The organism is Neorhizobium sp. R1-B (assembly GCF_004368875.1).
GTDB classification, from domain to species: Bacteria; Pseudomonadota; Alphaproteobacteria; order Rhizobiales; family Rhizobiaceae; genus Neorhizobium; species Neorhizobium huautlense.
On record NZ_SOEM01000003.1, the window covers coordinates 242,249 to 257,107 of the forward strand.

19 protein-coding genes are annotated in these 14,859 nt (G+C 61.4%); 4 read left to right on the forward strand and 15 right to left on the reverse strand.

Translation table 11 applies throughout. The features are described 5' to 3' along the window. Positions 1 to 52 precede the first annotated feature (52 nt). The 3 genes from puuD to EDE05_RS06165 all read left to right on the forward strand — a co-directional run bounded on the left by puuD (position 53) and on the right by EDE05_RS06165 (position 3,832). A complete protein-coding gene (gene puuD, locus EDE05_RS06155) occupies positions 53 to 1,291 on the forward strand; it encodes a urate hydroxylase PuuD (protein WP_132409193.1) in 1,239 nt (412 codons plus the stop codon). Further along, complete coding sequence (gene guaD / locus EDE05_RS06160) at positions 1,288 to 2,601, forward strand: guanine deaminase (protein WP_132409195.1); 1,314 nt, start codon at positions 1,288 to 1,290, stop codon at positions 2,599 to 2,601. The genes puuD and guaD overlap by 4 nt, the downstream gene beginning before the upstream one ends. Positions 2,602 to 2,686: 85 nt before the next feature. Continuing rightward, positions 2,687 to 3,832, forward strand: coding sequence for an alpha-hydroxy acid oxidase (locus tag EDE05_RS06165; protein ID WP_105373997.1), 1,146 nt, complete (start codon positions 2,687 to 2,689; stop codon positions 3,830 to 3,832). Between the two features lie 22 nt (positions 3,833 to 3,854). Here the strand turns inward: EDE05_RS06165 and EDE05_RS06170 are convergent, their stop codons facing one another. The 15 genes from EDE05_RS06170 to EDE05_RS06240 form a co-directional block, all read right to left on the reverse strand. Continuing rightward, a complete protein-coding gene (locus EDE05_RS06170; RefSeq protein WP_132409197.1) occupies positions 3,855 to 4,607 on the reverse strand; it encodes a hypothetical protein in 753 nt (250 codons plus the stop codon). 117 nt (positions 4,608 to 4,724) lie between these two features. Continuing rightward, positions 4,725 to 5,474, reverse strand: coding sequence for a metallophosphoesterase family protein (locus EDE05_RS06175; protein WP_132409199.1), 750 nt, complete (start codon positions 5,472 to 5,474; stop codon positions 4,725 to 4,727). Continuing rightward, positions 5,474 to 5,830 carry a hydroxyisourate hydrolase gene (gene uraH, locus EDE05_RS06180; protein ID WP_132409201.1) on the reverse strand — a complete coding sequence of 119 codons (357 nt, stop codon included), beginning with the start codon at positions 5,828 to 5,830 and terminating at the stop codon, positions 5,474 to 5,476. The genes EDE05_RS06175 and uraH overlap by 1 nt, the downstream gene beginning before the upstream one ends. Then, the gene (locus EDE05_RS06185) at positions 5,827 to 6,327 is read right to left on the reverse strand and encodes an ureidoglycolate lyase (protein WP_132409203.1); all 501 of its coding nucleotides are present in this window, start codon (positions 6,325 to 6,327) and stop codon (positions 5,827 to 5,829) included. Before EDE05_RS06185 ends, uraH begins: the two co-directional genes overlap by 4 nt. Before the next feature lie 15 nt (positions 6,328 to 6,342). After that, a complete protein-coding gene (locus tag EDE05_RS06190) occupies positions 6,343 to 6,705 on the reverse strand; it encodes a DUF86 domain-containing protein (protein ID WP_105373992.1) in 363 nt (120 codons plus the stop codon). Continuing rightward, complete coding sequence (locus EDE05_RS06195) at positions 6,702 to 6,992, reverse strand: nucleotidyltransferase family protein (protein ID WP_132409205.1); 291 nt, start codon at positions 6,990 to 6,992, stop codon at positions 6,702 to 6,704. The genes EDE05_RS06190 and EDE05_RS06195 overlap by 4 nt, the downstream gene beginning before the upstream one ends. A 71-nt stretch (positions 6,993 to 7,063) precedes the next feature. Beyond that, positions 7,064 to 7,414 (reverse strand): HepT-like ribonuclease domain-containing protein, encoded by a 351-nt coding sequence (locus EDE05_RS06200; protein WP_132409207.1) that lies wholly within the window; start codon positions 7,412 to 7,414, stop codon positions 7,064 to 7,066. Continuing rightward, the gene (locus EDE05_RS06205) at positions 7,411 to 7,701 is read right to left on the reverse strand and encodes a nucleotidyltransferase domain-containing protein (RefSeq protein ID WP_105374052.1); all 291 of its coding nucleotides are present in this window, start codon (positions 7,699 to 7,701) and stop codon (positions 7,411 to 7,413) included. The genes EDE05_RS06200 and EDE05_RS06205 overlap by 4 nt, the downstream gene beginning before the upstream one ends. Positions 7,702 to 7,766: 65 nt before the next feature. Then, positions 7,767 to 8,264 carry a 2-oxo-4-hydroxy-4-carboxy-5-ureidoimidazoline decarboxylase gene (gene uraD, locus EDE05_RS06210; protein ID WP_132409209.1) on the reverse strand — a complete coding sequence of 166 codons (498 nt, stop codon included), beginning with the start codon at positions 8,262 to 8,264 and terminating at the stop codon, positions 7,767 to 7,769. Next, entirely contained in the window at positions 8,261 to 9,187 is a 927-nt protein-coding gene (gene puuE / locus EDE05_RS06215; protein WP_132409211.1) for an allantoinase PuuE, read from the reverse strand. Before puuE ends, uraD begins: the two co-directional genes overlap by 4 nt. Before the next feature lie 69 nt (positions 9,188 to 9,256). Continuing rightward, entirely contained in the window at positions 9,257 to 9,559 is a 303-nt protein-coding gene (locus EDE05_RS06220) for an AzlD domain-containing protein (RefSeq protein ID WP_132409213.1), read from the reverse strand. Then, entirely contained in the window at positions 9,556 to 10,293 is a 738-nt protein-coding gene (locus EDE05_RS06225) for an AzlC family ABC transporter permease (RefSeq protein ID WP_132409215.1), read from the reverse strand. Before EDE05_RS06225 ends, EDE05_RS06220 begins: the two co-directional genes overlap by 4 nt. Positions 10,294 to 10,371: 78 nt before the next feature. Further along, entirely contained in the window at positions 10,372 to 11,229 is an 858-nt protein-coding gene (locus EDE05_RS06230; protein WP_132409339.1) for an AraC family transcriptional regulator, read from the reverse strand. Positions 11,230 to 11,288: 59 nt separating this feature from the next. After that, positions 11,289 to 11,996, reverse strand: coding sequence for a DUF1045 domain-containing protein (locus tag EDE05_RS06235; RefSeq protein WP_132409217.1), 708 nt, complete (start codon positions 11,994 to 11,996; stop codon positions 11,289 to 11,291). A 126-nt stretch (positions 11,997 to 12,122) separates the two neighbouring features. Next, on the reverse strand, positions 12,123 to 13,331 hold the full coding sequence (locus tag EDE05_RS06240) for an FAD-binding oxidoreductase (RefSeq protein ID WP_132409219.1): 1,209 nt from the start codon (positions 13,329 to 13,331) through the stop codon (positions 12,123 to 12,125). On the opposite strand from EDE05_RS06240, the gene mnmD reads away from it, so the two are divergent. Further along, a complete protein-coding gene (gene mnmD, locus EDE05_RS06245) occupies positions 13,330 to 14,076 on the forward strand; it encodes a tRNA (5-methylaminomethyl-2-thiouridine)(34)-methyltransferase MnmD (protein ID WP_165924111.1) in 747 nt (248 codons plus the stop codon). The two genes, EDE05_RS06240 and mnmD, sit on opposite strands and share 2 nt — an antisense overlap. The last annotated feature ends 783 nt before the right edge of the window (positions 14,077 to 14,859 follow it).

Sequence of the window (14,859 nt, forward strand, 5' to 3'; positions counted from 1 at the left end):
TTCGCAGAGTGGCGGGCCGGGGGGCAATAAAGGGAATCGAAGGGGACCCTGAATGTATGAATACGCCGTTGCCTGGGAGTGGCTGAGCTTTGCCGCCCGCTGGTTTCACGTCATTACCGCGATCGCCTGGATCGGTTCGTCTTTTTATTTCATCGCGCTGGATCTCGGTCTGGTAAAACGGCAGCACCTGCCGGCCGGTGTCTATGGCGAAGAGTGGCAGGTGCACGGCGGCGGCTTCTACCATGTCCAGAAATATCTGGTGGCGCCGGCCGAGATGCCCGAGCATCTGACGTGGTTCAAATACGAGAGCTATTTCACCTGGCTCTCCGGCTTCCTGATGCTCTGCATCGTCTATTATGGCGGCGCCGACCTCTTCCTGATCGATCCGACGGTGATGGAGCTCGCCCCCTGGCAGGCCATCCTCATCTCGCTGGCCTCGCTGGCAATCGGCTGGATCATCTACGATCAGCTCTGCAAGTCGCCGATCGGCAACAATACCTGGGGCCTGATGGCAGTACTTTATGTGGTGCTGATCGCCATGGCCTGGGGTTACACCCAGGTCTTCACCGGCCGCGCCGCCTTCCTGCACCTCGGCGCCTTCACCGCGACGATCATGTCCGCCAATGTCTTTTTCATCATCATTCCCAACCAGAAGATCGTCGTGGCGGACCTGATCGCCGGCCGCACGCCGGACCCGAAATACGGCTTCGTCGCCAAGCAGCGCTCGCTTCACAACAACTACCTGACGCTGCCCGTCATCTTCTTCATGCTGTCGAACCACTATCCGCTGGCGTTTGCGACCGCCTTCAACTGGTTGATCGCCGCGCTCGTCTTCCTGATGGGGGTCACAATAAGGCACTGGTTCAACACCACGCACGCAAGGAAGGGTAAGCCGACCTGGACCTGGCTGGTGACGGTCCTCATCTTCATCGTCATCATCTGGCTTTCGACTGTCCCGAAGGTACTGACCGGCGAGATCGAGACATCGATGACGCCGCCAATAACTCCGATGGAGCAGAAGTTTGCCTCCAACGCGCATTTCGGCGCCGCAAAGGACGTGGTCCTCGCACGCTGTTCGATGTGCCACGCGGCTGAACCGGTCTGGGAAGGCATTTCCTTCACGCCGAAATCCGTCAGGCTGGAGACGGACCGGGAGATTGCGGCGCATGCACGGGAAATCTATATCCAGGCCGGCCGGAGCCATGCCATGCCCCCCGGCAATGTTACCGGCATCTCGCCGGAGGAACGCAAGCTGCTGACCGCCTGGTACGAAAGCACGATATCGCAATGACCCAGATGCTTATCCGCGGACGGCTGCTCTCCTTCAAGCGGGCGCCGCTTTCCCTGACCGATAGCGAAAGCTATGCGTATGAAAGCGATGGCGCACTTTTGATCGAGAGCGGCAAAATTGCAGCCGTCGGCGATTACGCGACGGTCAAGGCAAAGGCGGCGGATGGGATTGAGGAAATCGACCACCGGCCGCATCTCATCCTGCCGGGGTTTATCGACACCCACATGCATTTCCCGCAGATGCAGGTGATCGCCTCCTATGCCGCCAATCTTCTGGAATGGCTGAACACCTATACATTCCCGGAGGAATGCCGGTTCGTCGAAAGCGACCACGCGGCGCGGATCGCCACCCATTTCTACGACGAACTCATCCGCCAAGGCACGACGACGGCCGTCGCCTATTGCTCCGTCCACAAGACCTCCGCCGATGCCTATTTCGCCGAAGCCCTGAAGCGGGGCATGTGCATGGTCGGCGGCAAGGTGATGATGGACCGCAACGCGCCGCAGGGCCTGCTCGACACGCCGGAAATGGGCTATGACGAGACGCGGGCCGTGATCGCCGACTGGCACGGCAAGGGCCGTAACCACGTCGCCATTACGCCGCGCTTCGCGATCACCTCGACGCCGGGGCAAATGAAGGCGGCCCAGGCGCTGGCGGAGGAGTTCCCGGACCTCCACATTCAGACTCATCTTTCCGAGAACCACGAGGAAATCCGCTACACCTGCGAACTCTATCCGGAGGCGAAGGACTATACGGATATCTATGCCCGCTACGGGCTTTTGGGAAAGAAGACCCTGCTCGGCCATGCTATCCACCTCTCGGAACGAGAAGCGGACGTGCTCTCCGAAGCAGGCGCGGTCGCCGTCCACTGCCCGACCTCCAACCTTTTCCTCGGCTCCGGTCTCTTTCCGATGAAATCGCTGATGCGGCGGGAAAAGCCGGTGCGCGTGGCTGTCGCGACCGATATCGGCGGCGGATCGAGCTATTCGATGCTGCGCACCCTCGACGAGGCCTACAAGATCCAGCAGCTTCTGGGCGAGCGGCTTAACCCGCTCGAAAGCTTCTACCTGATGACCCGCGGCAACGCCGAGGCGCTGTCGCTGACAGACCGGATCGGCACGCTGGAACCCGGCACCGACGCCGACCTGGTGGTGCTGGATGCTGCGCCGACGCCTGCGATGAAACTGCGCATGGAGACCGTCAAGACGCTGCCGGAAGAACTGTTCCTGCTGCAGACCATGGGCGACGACCGCGCCGTCGTCGAGACCTATGTGGCGGGACAGGCGATGAAGGCGAGAATCGTCGGCTGAAAAGCCGGGCTGCGACGGATATTCCTCTGGCGCCCGGTTCCGGATGTGGTAGTTCTCCGGCACTGTCCGGAGGAAACCGCGAAATATGTCCAAGCCGCTGACCATTGCAGACCTCAAAACCCTCGCCCGCCGCCGTGTCCCGAAAATGTTCTTCGACTATGCCGACAGCGGCGCCTGGACCGAAGGAACCTACCGGGCGAACGAGGACGATTTCGCCAAGATCAAGCTGCGCCAGCGCGTGCTCGTCGACATGACCAATCGCTCGCTGGAAACCACCATGATCGGACAGAAGGCGGCGATGCCCGTGGCGCTGGCGCCGACCGGAATGACTGGCATGCAGCATGCCGACGGCGAGATGCTGGCGGCGAAGGCCGCAGAAGAGTTCGGCGTACCTTTCACGCTCTCCACCATGAGCATCTGCTCGATCGAGGACGTCGCTTCGGTGACGACGAAACCCTTCTGGTTCCAGCTCTATGTGATGAAGGATCGTGGCTTCATCGAGCGGCTGATCGGTCGCGCCAAGGCTGCCAAGTGCTCGGCGCTCGTCGTCACCGCCGATCTGCAGATTCTCGGCCAGCGCCACAAGGACCTGCGCAACGGCCTTGCCGCTCCGCCGAAGCCGACGCTCAACGCAGCTCTGCAGCTCGTGACCCGGCCGCGCTGGTGCCTGGAAATGCTGGGCACCAAGCGCCGCGGTTTCGGCAATATCGTCGGCCATGCGAGCAACGTCTCCGACCTTTCCTCGCTCGGCGCCTGGACCGCCGAGCAGTTCGACCCGCGACTTTCCTGGGAAGACGTCCGCTGGATCAAGGACCTCTGGGGCGGCAAACTGATCATCAAGGGCATCCTCGACGAGGAGGATGCGCGCGCTGCTGCCGATACCGGGGCGGATGCGATCATCGTTTCGAACCATGGCGGCCGCCAGCTCGACGGCGCCCCTTCCTCCATCAGCATGCTGCCGAGGATCGTCGATGCGGTGGGCGATCGCATCGAAGTGCATTTCGACAGCGGCATCCGCTCCGGCCAGGACGTCTTGAAGGCCGTGGCGCTCGGCGCCCGCGGCACCTATATCGGCCGGCCTTTCCTCTACGGCCTCGGCGCCATGGGCAAGCCCGGCGTGACCGCAGCACTGGAAATCATCCGCAAGGAGATGGATATCACCATGGCGCTTTGCGGCAAGCGGGACATTCAGACGGTGGACCGCAATATCCTGGCTAACATGCCGTTCTGATTTGCATCGGCGACCGGGCGGCTCAGCACCAGCCGCCCTTGGCACCCGGCTTGCGGGCAAGGCCTTCGCGCACGAGGATATCGGAGAGCGACATGCCGTTGCGGGTAACCTGTCTCAGCTTGTGGCCGTCGATCTCGGAATCGTTCCCCTGCCAGGTGACCAGCTCGAAGGGACCAGAATCAAGAAAGGCGCGCACCCGCAGTTCCGCGTCGCTTGCCTTGATGCGTTCTGCCTCGCAGGCCGGTTTCTTGATGTCCGGCACCTCGATGCCGACAAGGCGGATCTTCTGTCCGTGGAAAACGAAGCGATCCGCCGAGACGACGCAATCGTCCTGCTTGGCCGTTCCGCAGAGATAGAATTTCGCCTGATAGGCACCGGCAGGCCCCTCGTCCGCTTTCGACGGTTCCCCGACCTTCGGCGTCTCCTCGGCGATTGGCTTGCCGATCGGTGCCGGCGGGATGATCGCCGCCGTATGGCTCTGGTCCGGCGGTGTTGCAGGCTTTGAGGTCGCGGGACGATGAGCGGTTGCGGCAACAGGTTTAGGCGGAACCGGCTTGTCGGAGGCGGAATTGGGTCTCGCCGCAACCTGAACCGGCCTTTCAGCCGTCAGACTGGCAATGAACCTCCGCGCCGCCGCCGAATTATCATAGAGCGCAATGCCGCCGGCCACGGCCGCCAGAGCGCCCACCCACGGCAGGAGCGAAGAGCCGGAAGCCGCCGACGAGCGCTTGCCGCCTTTACGCCGTGAAGCCGATTTTGCGCGCGATTGAGCCATGACCATCTCCACTTTCCGAATCGAGGAGAAGTATCGGGGGCAAGGATTGCCGAATGGTTTCCGATCTCCTTCAAGCGGGCTCAGTGTGCGAAATCAAAGCAACGTTGCGCCGGACGGCTAGCCCACCCGGCCCGTCGCCAGCGCCGTGGCCCAATCGAGACGACCGTTTTCGGCCGCCAGCCGTGACATCGCCATGTGGTCATATGGCACATTGCGGAATTGCGGCACCCAGCCGGAAGCGGTCTTTTCGATGACGACGTATGACGCCATGCAGTGGCCTGTCTCCGCCTTGTGAACGAACGGCCTGTCGTCGTCATAGGCGGGGCAACCGACGCTGCCCGGATTGACGATGAGGCGGCCGTCCGAAAGCTGTACCGCGCGGGGAATATGGCTGTGGCCGCACAGGATCAAAGTCTGATCGACGCCCTCCGCAATTGCGTCGATCTCGGAGAGCGGCTTTAGAAAGACATGCCCGTCGCTGGACACCTGCTCCAGCCAATAAACATTATCCTCATGTGGCGTGGCATGGCAGAGAAAAACCTCGTCACGATAAACCATGCTGAACGGCAATTTGCGCAGCCAGTCGAAATGCCGCTCGGCAAGCTGCGCATGGGCATGCGCGTCGGAGGGTGCAAGCACCTCGGTCGGCGTTTCCATAAGATAACGGTCGTGATTGCCCCGAACCGTCTGCACCGCGTGCATATCGAGAAGCAAGAGGAGATCGCCGGTCCGATCCGCTTCCAAAGGCCCGCTAAAGCAATCGCCGAGATTGACGATGTCGCGGATGCCGATCGAGGCGATGTCGTCCAGGACGGCCCGCAACGCCGCGCAGTTTCCATGGATGTCGGCGATCGCGGCAAAACGCATCAGCTTCCCCTGTAGGTGGAATAACCATAGGGCGAGAGAAGCAGCGGCACGTGATAATGCGCCGCCGTGTCGGAGATGCCGAAGCGGATCGGGACAATGTCGAGAAAGGCGGGTTCGGTAAGCTTCGTCCCCTGCGCGCGAAGATAATCGCCCGCGTGAAAGACGAGTTCGTATTCGCCGGCAAGAAAGCTCTCGCCCATCAGGATCGGCCCGCCGTCGACGCGCCCGTCTGCGTTGGTGGCGACGGATCTGATCTTCTCGCGGGACTCACCGCTCAACCGGTAGAGATCGATTTTCAACCCTTCGGCAGGCCGGCCGCTGGCGGTATCGAGCACATGGGTGGTGAGGCCTGTCATAGGCTAGGCTCCGCAATCAGATAGGGAGTTTCGAAGAAGAATTCTTCGAGATTGTTGCCTGGACCTTCACGGTCGGCAACCAGGAAATCGCTGGCAGTGCCGACCGCCATCAGCGGATGATGCCAGACGTTCCGACGATAGTTCACCCCTTGGTCTCCTCGCGCCAGGAATATCAGGGGAATATCGGGTTTGCCGTTCCGATCCTGTGAGACCGCGACGAGGAACGGCCGTTGCGATAGCGGCGAAAAGCTCTGGCTGCCGAACGGATGCCGTTCCATCATCGTGACGGAGTAGGGAAATTGCCGCGGCTGACCACGGAATATGCTGAGGATGATCCGCGCGCCCTCGCCCGCTGCCTCGGGTGCTGCCAGCGCATGGAAGCGCTCCGTCGTGCCGCCATTGATGAGTTTCATGGTCGCAGGATCGGCCTCGATCACGTCCCCGAAGGGCGCAAAGGCTTCCTTCGTGAGCGGTCGGATCTGGAGAAAATCTGTCAATTCAAAAGCCTTTTATTATTCGCCTTGAGCACGCCAGTGGCGGAGGGAATCGAGGTTGGAAATCAGCGCCGGGAGAGATGTCTGCACGGTTTCCCAGACAACGGGAAGCTCAAGCTCGTAATAATCATGGACGACGAAATTGCGCATTCCCCGCATTTTCGACCAAGGAATTTCGGGATGATCGACAGGAAAATCCGGATGATGCATCATGATACGCGCCGCGCTTTCGCCGATCAAAACCAGCGCCATCGCCACCGCCATCTGAGTGCGAACGTCGGAGAGAAAGGCTTCCTGTGTCGTGCCATCTATAAATTCGCAGGCCCGAGACGCGGCCGATCGCATTTGGTCGAGATATTCCTTCAGGCGATCCGCGCTCATATAGCGGCCGCTTCCGACAGTATCCGTTCCCGCATGGACGGCTTCAGGCCACCCGAGGTAACAATGTCGACCCTGATCCTCAGAAGCGTCTCGAGTGTAGCCTGAAGCCCGCCCAGATCGAACAGCGTTGTCCCCGGAAGTGCGTCGACCAGGATGTCGAGATCGCTCTCCGGTCCGTCCTCGCCGCGGGCCACCGAGCCGAAGACACGCGGATTGGCCGCGTTAAAGCGCTTTGTCGCTTCCCGGATCGCTTCCCTGTTCTTCTCCAAGACTTCCGACGGTCTCATGACGGCATCACTCCTGATACTGACAATATAGGGGACGGAAGATCGGGAGAAAAGCGTTATGGAAGGTGCTTCTATTCACTGGGGCGGGCGGCCTGGAGTTGCGAGAGTAGCTGAGGAATCATCTGATCCACAGTCCGCCAGACCGTTTCGATATCGAGCTGAAAATATTGATGCGCAATACGGTTGCGCATGTTCTTGATATCCCGCCAGGGAATCTCGGGATGTCCTACAACGAAATCCGGGGACTGCTCCATTATCTTTGTCGCGCATTCGCCGATTGCCATGATGTTGGCAATGACCGCATCCTGTATGATTTCGTTTTCGCGGAAGCCATCCCCATCCATACCTCGCACATATTTCACGGCCTTTTCGCCGGCGAAAATCATGCGGTCGAGATGTGTTTGAAGGCGCTCGGAACTCATATAGCGGCAGCTTCCGCTACGACGCGCGCGCGGATGTCGGGTGGGAAATCCCCAGGCACCTTTACGTCTACCGGAATTCCGAGGGCTTCCTCTAAATCACCCTGGAGGCCGCCGAGCGTAAAGAGCGATGTCGTCGGCGATGGATCCACCAAGATGTCCAGATCGCTGTCCACACGGTCGCTACCGTAAAGCACTGACCCATAGACACGCGGGTTGAAGACCTGCCGACGGGCCACGATCGCTCGAATAATCTCCCTGTTCCTCTCCAACACTTCCGACGGTCTCATGAGAGCATCACTCCTGATGTCATCAATATAAGCGAGGCAAGGTCTAGAGGAAAGAACCGCATCCATCACCCCTCCGGCAGCATCGAAAGCAGCCGCAGCAGCGCGATCCGCTCAACCTGTGCGGCGGCGGTTTCGAATTCTTCTTCGACGCTGTTGTGGATGCGCTTTTCGAAGGCGGCGAGGATGTCTTGCTTGCCGAGGCCCTTGACCGCGATGATGAAGGGAAAGCCGAATTTTTCCGTATAAGCCGTGTTGAGCTCGGTGAAGCGCGCATGTTCTTCCGCGCTCAGTTGGTCGAGCCCCGCACCCGCCTGCTCCCTTTTACTGTCTTCGGTCAATTCTCCGGCGATCGCGAGCCTGCCTGCGAGGTCGGGGTGGGCGCGCAGCACACCCAGCCGCTCCTCGCGGCCCGCCTTGCGGAAAACCGAGACCAGCGCGGCATGGACCCCCTTCGCCGACAGCGGTACGAAGACGAGGCCGCCATCGTAGGCGCGCTCGGCAATAAACGGCGAATGCTCGAAAACGCCGCCGAATTTCGCGATGAAATCTCCCCGCGCAGTCATGGCGCGCCTGCCGGCTTGTGATGCTGGTGCCAATGATGGGCGATCTCGATGCGGCGCGGCAGCCAGACCTTGTCGTGGCCGAGCACATATTCGATGAAGCGCCGCAGTGCCGCAGCGCGACCCGGCCGCCCGACAAGGCGGCAGTGAAGACCGACGGACATCATCTTTGGGCTGCCCTCCTTACCTTCCTGATAGAGCACGTCGAAGGCATCCTTCAGGTAATTGAAGAACTGATCCCCGGCATTGAACCCCTGCGGCGTCGCAAACCGCATATCGTTGGTCTCGAGCGTATAGGGAATGATCAGGAACGGCTTACCACCGAGACCCGGCACCCAATAGGGCAAATCATCGGCGTAGGAATCGGAGGAATAGAGGAAACCGCCCTCCTCCATCACCAGCCGAAGCGTGTTGCCCGACGGTTTGCCCTGGTACATGCCATAGGGCCGCTCGCCGACGAGTTCCGTGTGAAGGCGCACCGCCTCAAGGATATGCTCGCGTTCCTTCTCCTCGGAAAAATCCTTGTATTCCAGCCAGCGATAGCCGTGGCTGGCGATTTCCCAGCCCGCCTCCTTCATCGCGGCGACCGCTTCCGGGTTGCGGGCCATGGCAAGTGTCACGCCATAGACGGTTGCCTGCACCTTGAGCTCGGTGAACATGCGCCAGAGCCGCCAGAAGCCGGCGCGAGAGCCGTATTCATAGATCGACTCCATGTTGAGGTTGCGCTGGCCGGGCCAGGGGGCGGCCCCGACGATCTCCGAGAGCAGCGATTCGGAAGCAGCGTCGCCATCGAGGATGGAACTCTCGCCGCCCTCCTCGTAATTGATCACGAACTGAACGGCGACATGCGCGCCGCCCGGCCACTTTGGATCGGGAGTGGAGCGGCCGTAGCCGATGAGATCGCGCGGATAGTCTTGTGCCTGCATCAAATCACCCTCGAACTTTACCGCGACGGTAGCCCACCGTTTTGCGCAATGTCGAGGCCGAAAGCGGGCTCAGATACCAAACGCCCTGAGAGAGGCGACCGAGACGACGCCGAGTGCCACCGAAACGAGCATCGGGAGGCGAAGTGCTGCAAAAGCAGTCACCGCGCAGGCGATTGTTTCGGCAGGCCCGGTCGCGAATGCCGTCGGCGCGACGACCGCCATCAGCACCGCCGGCGGAATCGATTCGATCGCCTTGCGGCGGCTGCCCTCGAGCGAGACATGGCGAATGAGGATGAGGCCGCTGATGCGGGTAAGCGCCGTCGCCGCCGCCATGGCAATGATGGCGAGCAGGGTCGTGAGATCGACGGTCATGACGTCACCTCCACGCTGCGGCGGTTGCCGGAAACCACGGCGGTAAGCAGACCCGCGACCGCTCCGGCGGCAATGTACCAAACGCCCGGCACGAAATGCTGGGTAGCGACAGCGGCAGCACCGCTTGCCAGCAGGACGGCGCCGGTCTCAGACCCTTTCCAGAAACCCATGACCAGCACGATGAAGACCGCGGGAAAGGCAAAATCGAGCCCGAGCACTACCGGATCGCCGAGGAATGCGCCAAGCCCCGCCCCGCCGATACCGGAGACGACCCAGGCAAGATAGAAGGGTGCCACCAGGCCGGCAAACCATGCAGGCGTCAGCCGGGCGACCTTCGCCCGGAACTCGGCCATCGCCCAGATCTCGTCGGCCAGGAAAAGCATCGCGAAATACCGCTCGCGCGGGCCGAAGCCTTGCATCCTGGTGCCGAGCGATGCGCTCATCAGCACATGGCGGATGTTGACCAGCAATGCGGCGAAGCCGACGCCCGCCCAGGATGCCGGATGGGTCCAGATGTCCATTGCCACGAATTGCGAACCCCCGGCAAACACCAGCGTGCTCATCAACCCGGCTTCGGCCGGGGTTAGCCCCTTGGTCGCCGCCACCGCCCCGAAGACGAGGCCGATCGGGATCACTGCAGCGATCAGCGGCGCGATCGCCCGCATGCCGCCGAGAAAATCCGCAAGTCTTGCATTCTCTTTCACGTCAAAACCTCCGATTGGAGCAGAGGTCATAGGCCGGCGAAAATTTATCGTCTTGAAGGAAAGTGACACCTATGACCCGCAACGGCCGTCGCCGATGGGAAGAGATGTTCAGCGGGCGCGATACTGCCCGGGGGTCAGTCCGGTTCGCGATTTGAAGTGGCGGGTGAAATGGGCCTGGTCGGCAAAGCCGCATTCGAGCGCGATTTCCGCCGGCGGACCGCCCCGACTCAAGCGCTTGCGCGCCTCGCGGATGCGAATGTCGGTGAGGAAGGAATGCGGCGTGATGTGAAATTCCTTGCGGAAGGCGCGGATGAGATGGGCACGGCTCAAGCCCGCCACTTCGGCAAGTTCCTCCAGTCCGACATCGCTGGCGAAATTCTCCACCAGGTAGTCGCGCGCCCGATGCACGGCCGATCTTTCAGCTGTATCGGTCGGCACGATGATCGAGCTGCCGTGCCGCCGGAACATGGCGTCCAGCACCAGGAACATTGCCTGGCTCGTCTCCAGCGCGCCGGACCCCAACTCGAGGGTGCGATGCGCCGCATGGAAAGCATCCGCGAGCGACTGGTCGCGAAGTATCTGCCTGCCGAAGGCGGGCATGCCCCGAAAAGGCTTCCCGGTGACGTCTTCCAGGATTTCGCGCAGCAGCGAGAGGTCCGGATAGATCATGCGGTAGCGGTAGCCGCCCTCGTAGGGCGCTCCATCATGGATCTCGCCCGGGTTGATGAGATAGAGGTCGCCCGGTCCGGACGCTTCCCTTGTGCCGCGGATCGTGGCGATCTGGCCACCACTCTCGATGGCGCCGATGCTGAATGTGTCATGGGCATGCGGGGCGAATTCGTGGGTCAGGAAGGTGGCGGTCAGGCACTCCATGCCGCCGAAGCGGCTGTCCCGCCAGAAGCGGGTGGTTTCCGCGTCCGCGAGCGGCATGTGGTCGGCTGCCTGCTCCTGCGAGATATTGTCCATCACGCGGATATAGCAGATTTGCGCCTTGGCTTCTTGAACAAAAGTGACGCCGGAGGGTCTCAGGCGATCTTGCGTGACGCCACCCGACCCATGGGATGCAGGGAGTGGACGAGGAGAGGTGCGCCCTGCTCCTCCTCGACGAATAGGGCGAGGTTGGCGACCTCGACCGGCTTCCTGAGGAAGGGTTCGAAGTGATCGCGCAACGCCAGCTCGAAGCGCGGCATGTCGATCGCGGAAAGCGGCCCCGTGAGGGTCATGTGGAAGCGGAATTCGTCCATCACGTAAGGGTGGCCCCAGCGGTGCAGGTTTGCAAATTGCGGAGCTGTCAGGTCGCCCGGATCGCAGCGCTCCAGCTCCGCTTCGGAAAGCGGAGCGCGAAAGGCGTCGAACTCCTGCACGACGGCGGCAGCGAGAAACCGCATGGTCTCGCAGGGCAGCACCGGTGCAAGGCCGAAGAAATTGCCGAGCCGAACGACTTCCAGTCTCGGCAGATCAAACGGATCGTGCGCGCCCGCAAATCGCATCAGGTGCCGCAGCAGTGCCTGTTCGGTAACGCCGGGTGCAAGCCGGAAGGGCGACTTCAGCGTGGCGTGGAAACCGGAGCGGCGCGGTAGCGCGGTGTTGAAGGCGATGTCGTGGATGCCGATGCCTCGGATCGCCGGCGGCTCCATGGCCTCGCCGGAAAAGGCGTTGCGGCCAAGCCATTGGGCGGCGGCCAGCGTCAGCGGATCATAAGCCGGAGGCGTGAAATATATGGCATAACGCATGCATCACCTTCTCGTGCGTCCCTTCTTTTCCGCCCCGGTATTTTACGTATTGCTCATCGACCCCACGAATGGAGGTACGTGATTTGCGTGACAGATTAACGACGAGGGCGACGGAAGGATTCGCGTTTAGCGCGCGGCAGCGGCCAGGTGGCTTTCCAGGGCAAAGGAGTCCGGAAGCTGCATTTCCTCGCCGTTTACCGTACGGAGTGCTACTTCGGCGAGCTTGTGGGCGAGCCCAAAGCTGACCTTGAAGCCCCCGGTAAGAGCAATCACCTTGCGGTGATCCGGATGCGGCCCGACCATCGGGTCGCGGTCGATGGCTTTGGGCCGAAGCCCCGCCCAGCGCTCGATCACCGGCGCTTCCCTCAGGGCCGGCACGAGATCGCGAGCGCGGCTGACCAGATCGTCGAGCAGACCGTCCGTCGAGGCTGCGTCTTCGAACACGTCCTCGCTGGTGCTGCCGACCGCGACATGCCCGCCCTCGTGGGCGACGACATAGAGCCCGTTGAGGAAGATGATCGGCAGTGTCGGATCGACGTCGGCCCTGAGCAATGCCGCCTGGCCCTTCACTGCCTGTCCGAGCGGCCGTGGCAGCGGCGGAGAGATTTCCCCCAGCAACGGGAAGGACTGGTGGCCCGCCGCCACGATGCAATGTCCGAAGGCAGTACTTTCGCCGCCTGCGAAAATCACACGGTTTTTCTCCGGATCGACCCGATCGGCGACAAGCCCCTCGATAATCCGGACGTGTCTTGCCGCACGCAGGAAAGCCACAAGCGCCGCAGTAAGACCGCGCGGCGAAACGCGCGCCGCGAAAGTGTCATGAACAAGACCGGCTTCGGTAAAGGTTGCATCCGGCCAACCCTCCTGAACGCCGCGATCGACGACATGCCAGTGGAAACGGCGGCCATGCTGATGCCAACAGATTTCGGCATCCTGCGAGTGCCGCAAGGCGATCGTTCTGAGATGCGGTTTCGGCAAGGGGATCAGCCGACCGCAACGGCGGTACCCGCAGGTCATGCCGGTCGCCTGCTCGATGCCGGCGACCTCCTCTTCGAGCGACAGCAGCGCGTCGAACTGGAACTGTTTCTTCTCGTTCCATTTGTCCGGCATATGCGGCATCAGCGCGCCGAGCAGTCCGCCGCTCGCCCCCTGCCCCATCCGGCCCGCATCGACGAGCAGCGTCCTGATACCGAGGCGCTCTGCCTTGACCGCCGCCCAGAGGCCCATGACGCCGCCTCCGAGGATGACGAGATCGACAGCTGCCGGAAGATCGTGAGATCGACCGCCAAGATCCGATTGACCCTTGGACCCGGCAGGATTATCCGCATGTCCCATGAGCGACGATGACCTCGAAAAGCTTGCGACCCCCGACAGTGTTGCCCGGGAAGACCAGCCGCTGGACTGGCACGAGGGCGATATGCCCTATTCGCAAAAGTTTGGCGATCACTTTTATTGTCGCACCGATGGGCGGCTGGAATGCGGCCACACCTTCCTCGCAGGCAACGGCCTGCCGGATCGTTGGCGGGACTGCGGGTCACCATCCGGAGACTTCAAGATCGGAGAACTCGGTTTCGGCACGGGTCTGAATTTCTGCGAAACCTGGCGCCAATGGAAGCTCACCCGCCTCCCGGCCGGAAAACTTCACTTCATTTCCTTCGAACTCTACCCGATGAAGAGCGAGGAGATCGACCGCGCGTTGGCCCGTTGGCCGGAAATCGATGCGGAGCATACAGCGCTTACCGCCGTCTGGCCGGATAAACCCGCCGGAAGGGTCGAGATCGAAGCGGACCGGCAAACCCGGCTCACCGTCGTCTGCGGTCCCGCGCTGGAATCCGTGATGGCCATCGAACTGGGTTTCGACGCCTGGTTCCTCGACGGCTTCGCCCCGTCCCGCAATCCGGACATGTGGTCGCCGGACCTGATGCAGGCAATCCACGAGAAGACGGTACCGGGAGGGACGTTCGGTACCTACGCCGCTGCCGGCTTCGTGCGCCGCAACTTATCCGCGGCCGGCTTCGCCGTCGAACGTCGCCCCGGATTTGCCGGAAAACGCGAGATGCTGTGCGGCGTCAAAGCCTGACCCGCTGTCCCGCACCCTTGCTGCAATAACAGCGACGATCGCTATTCTCCTGAATAGCAGAAGGCCCGCGCCTGTTCCCCCTGCGCGGGCCTCTCCCAAGTTCAAGACTCTTCTATGCATGACCTGGGAAGAAAGAGAACATTACGCTCTGGATGGAAACTCACAATTCCCTCAAAGGAGCTAGACCGCAGTCTGGAAGATCATCCGTTGTGGGTAGTGTTTCTGTCGCATCAGATACAAAATGAAAGAACACACTTACTATCTTCAAACAATCCTCGACAATATCCAAGGGCACATTCTTCTGCTCCAATCTATTGGACTTCATAAATCGAGAAGACCCGGCCCAGGGCGAAGTACCGATAAAAGGAAGCGGCCGGTCAATGAATACCGGCCGCTAAGACCGCACTGCGTTGGGGGGTACAATGGTGCCGTCTCACATCTCAAGTGACCCTAGTTCTTGACCCAGATCAACTTCGACATTGGGTGAAACGGCTGCATCAACATCCCCTTATGGCCTAAATCGAATGGAAGCCGGCCAAAGTCACTCTCCTGATCCGCGCACACGAAAATACTCCTCGGCCGCAAATCCAGCTATATATCAGGTGGGCTGATTCATTGGGGTAAGCATGATGTTTGTGGGCTTGGACCTGCGTTTGATTTGTCGTCGGATCGATGTGGAGCAGCGACGGGGAACGCCGCTGCTGGAGCTTGTGAGCCTGGTGCGTGAAATGCTGCATCGTCAAAGGCAGGCTGGCTGAAACGGGTAGGCCACCTCGCCCACCA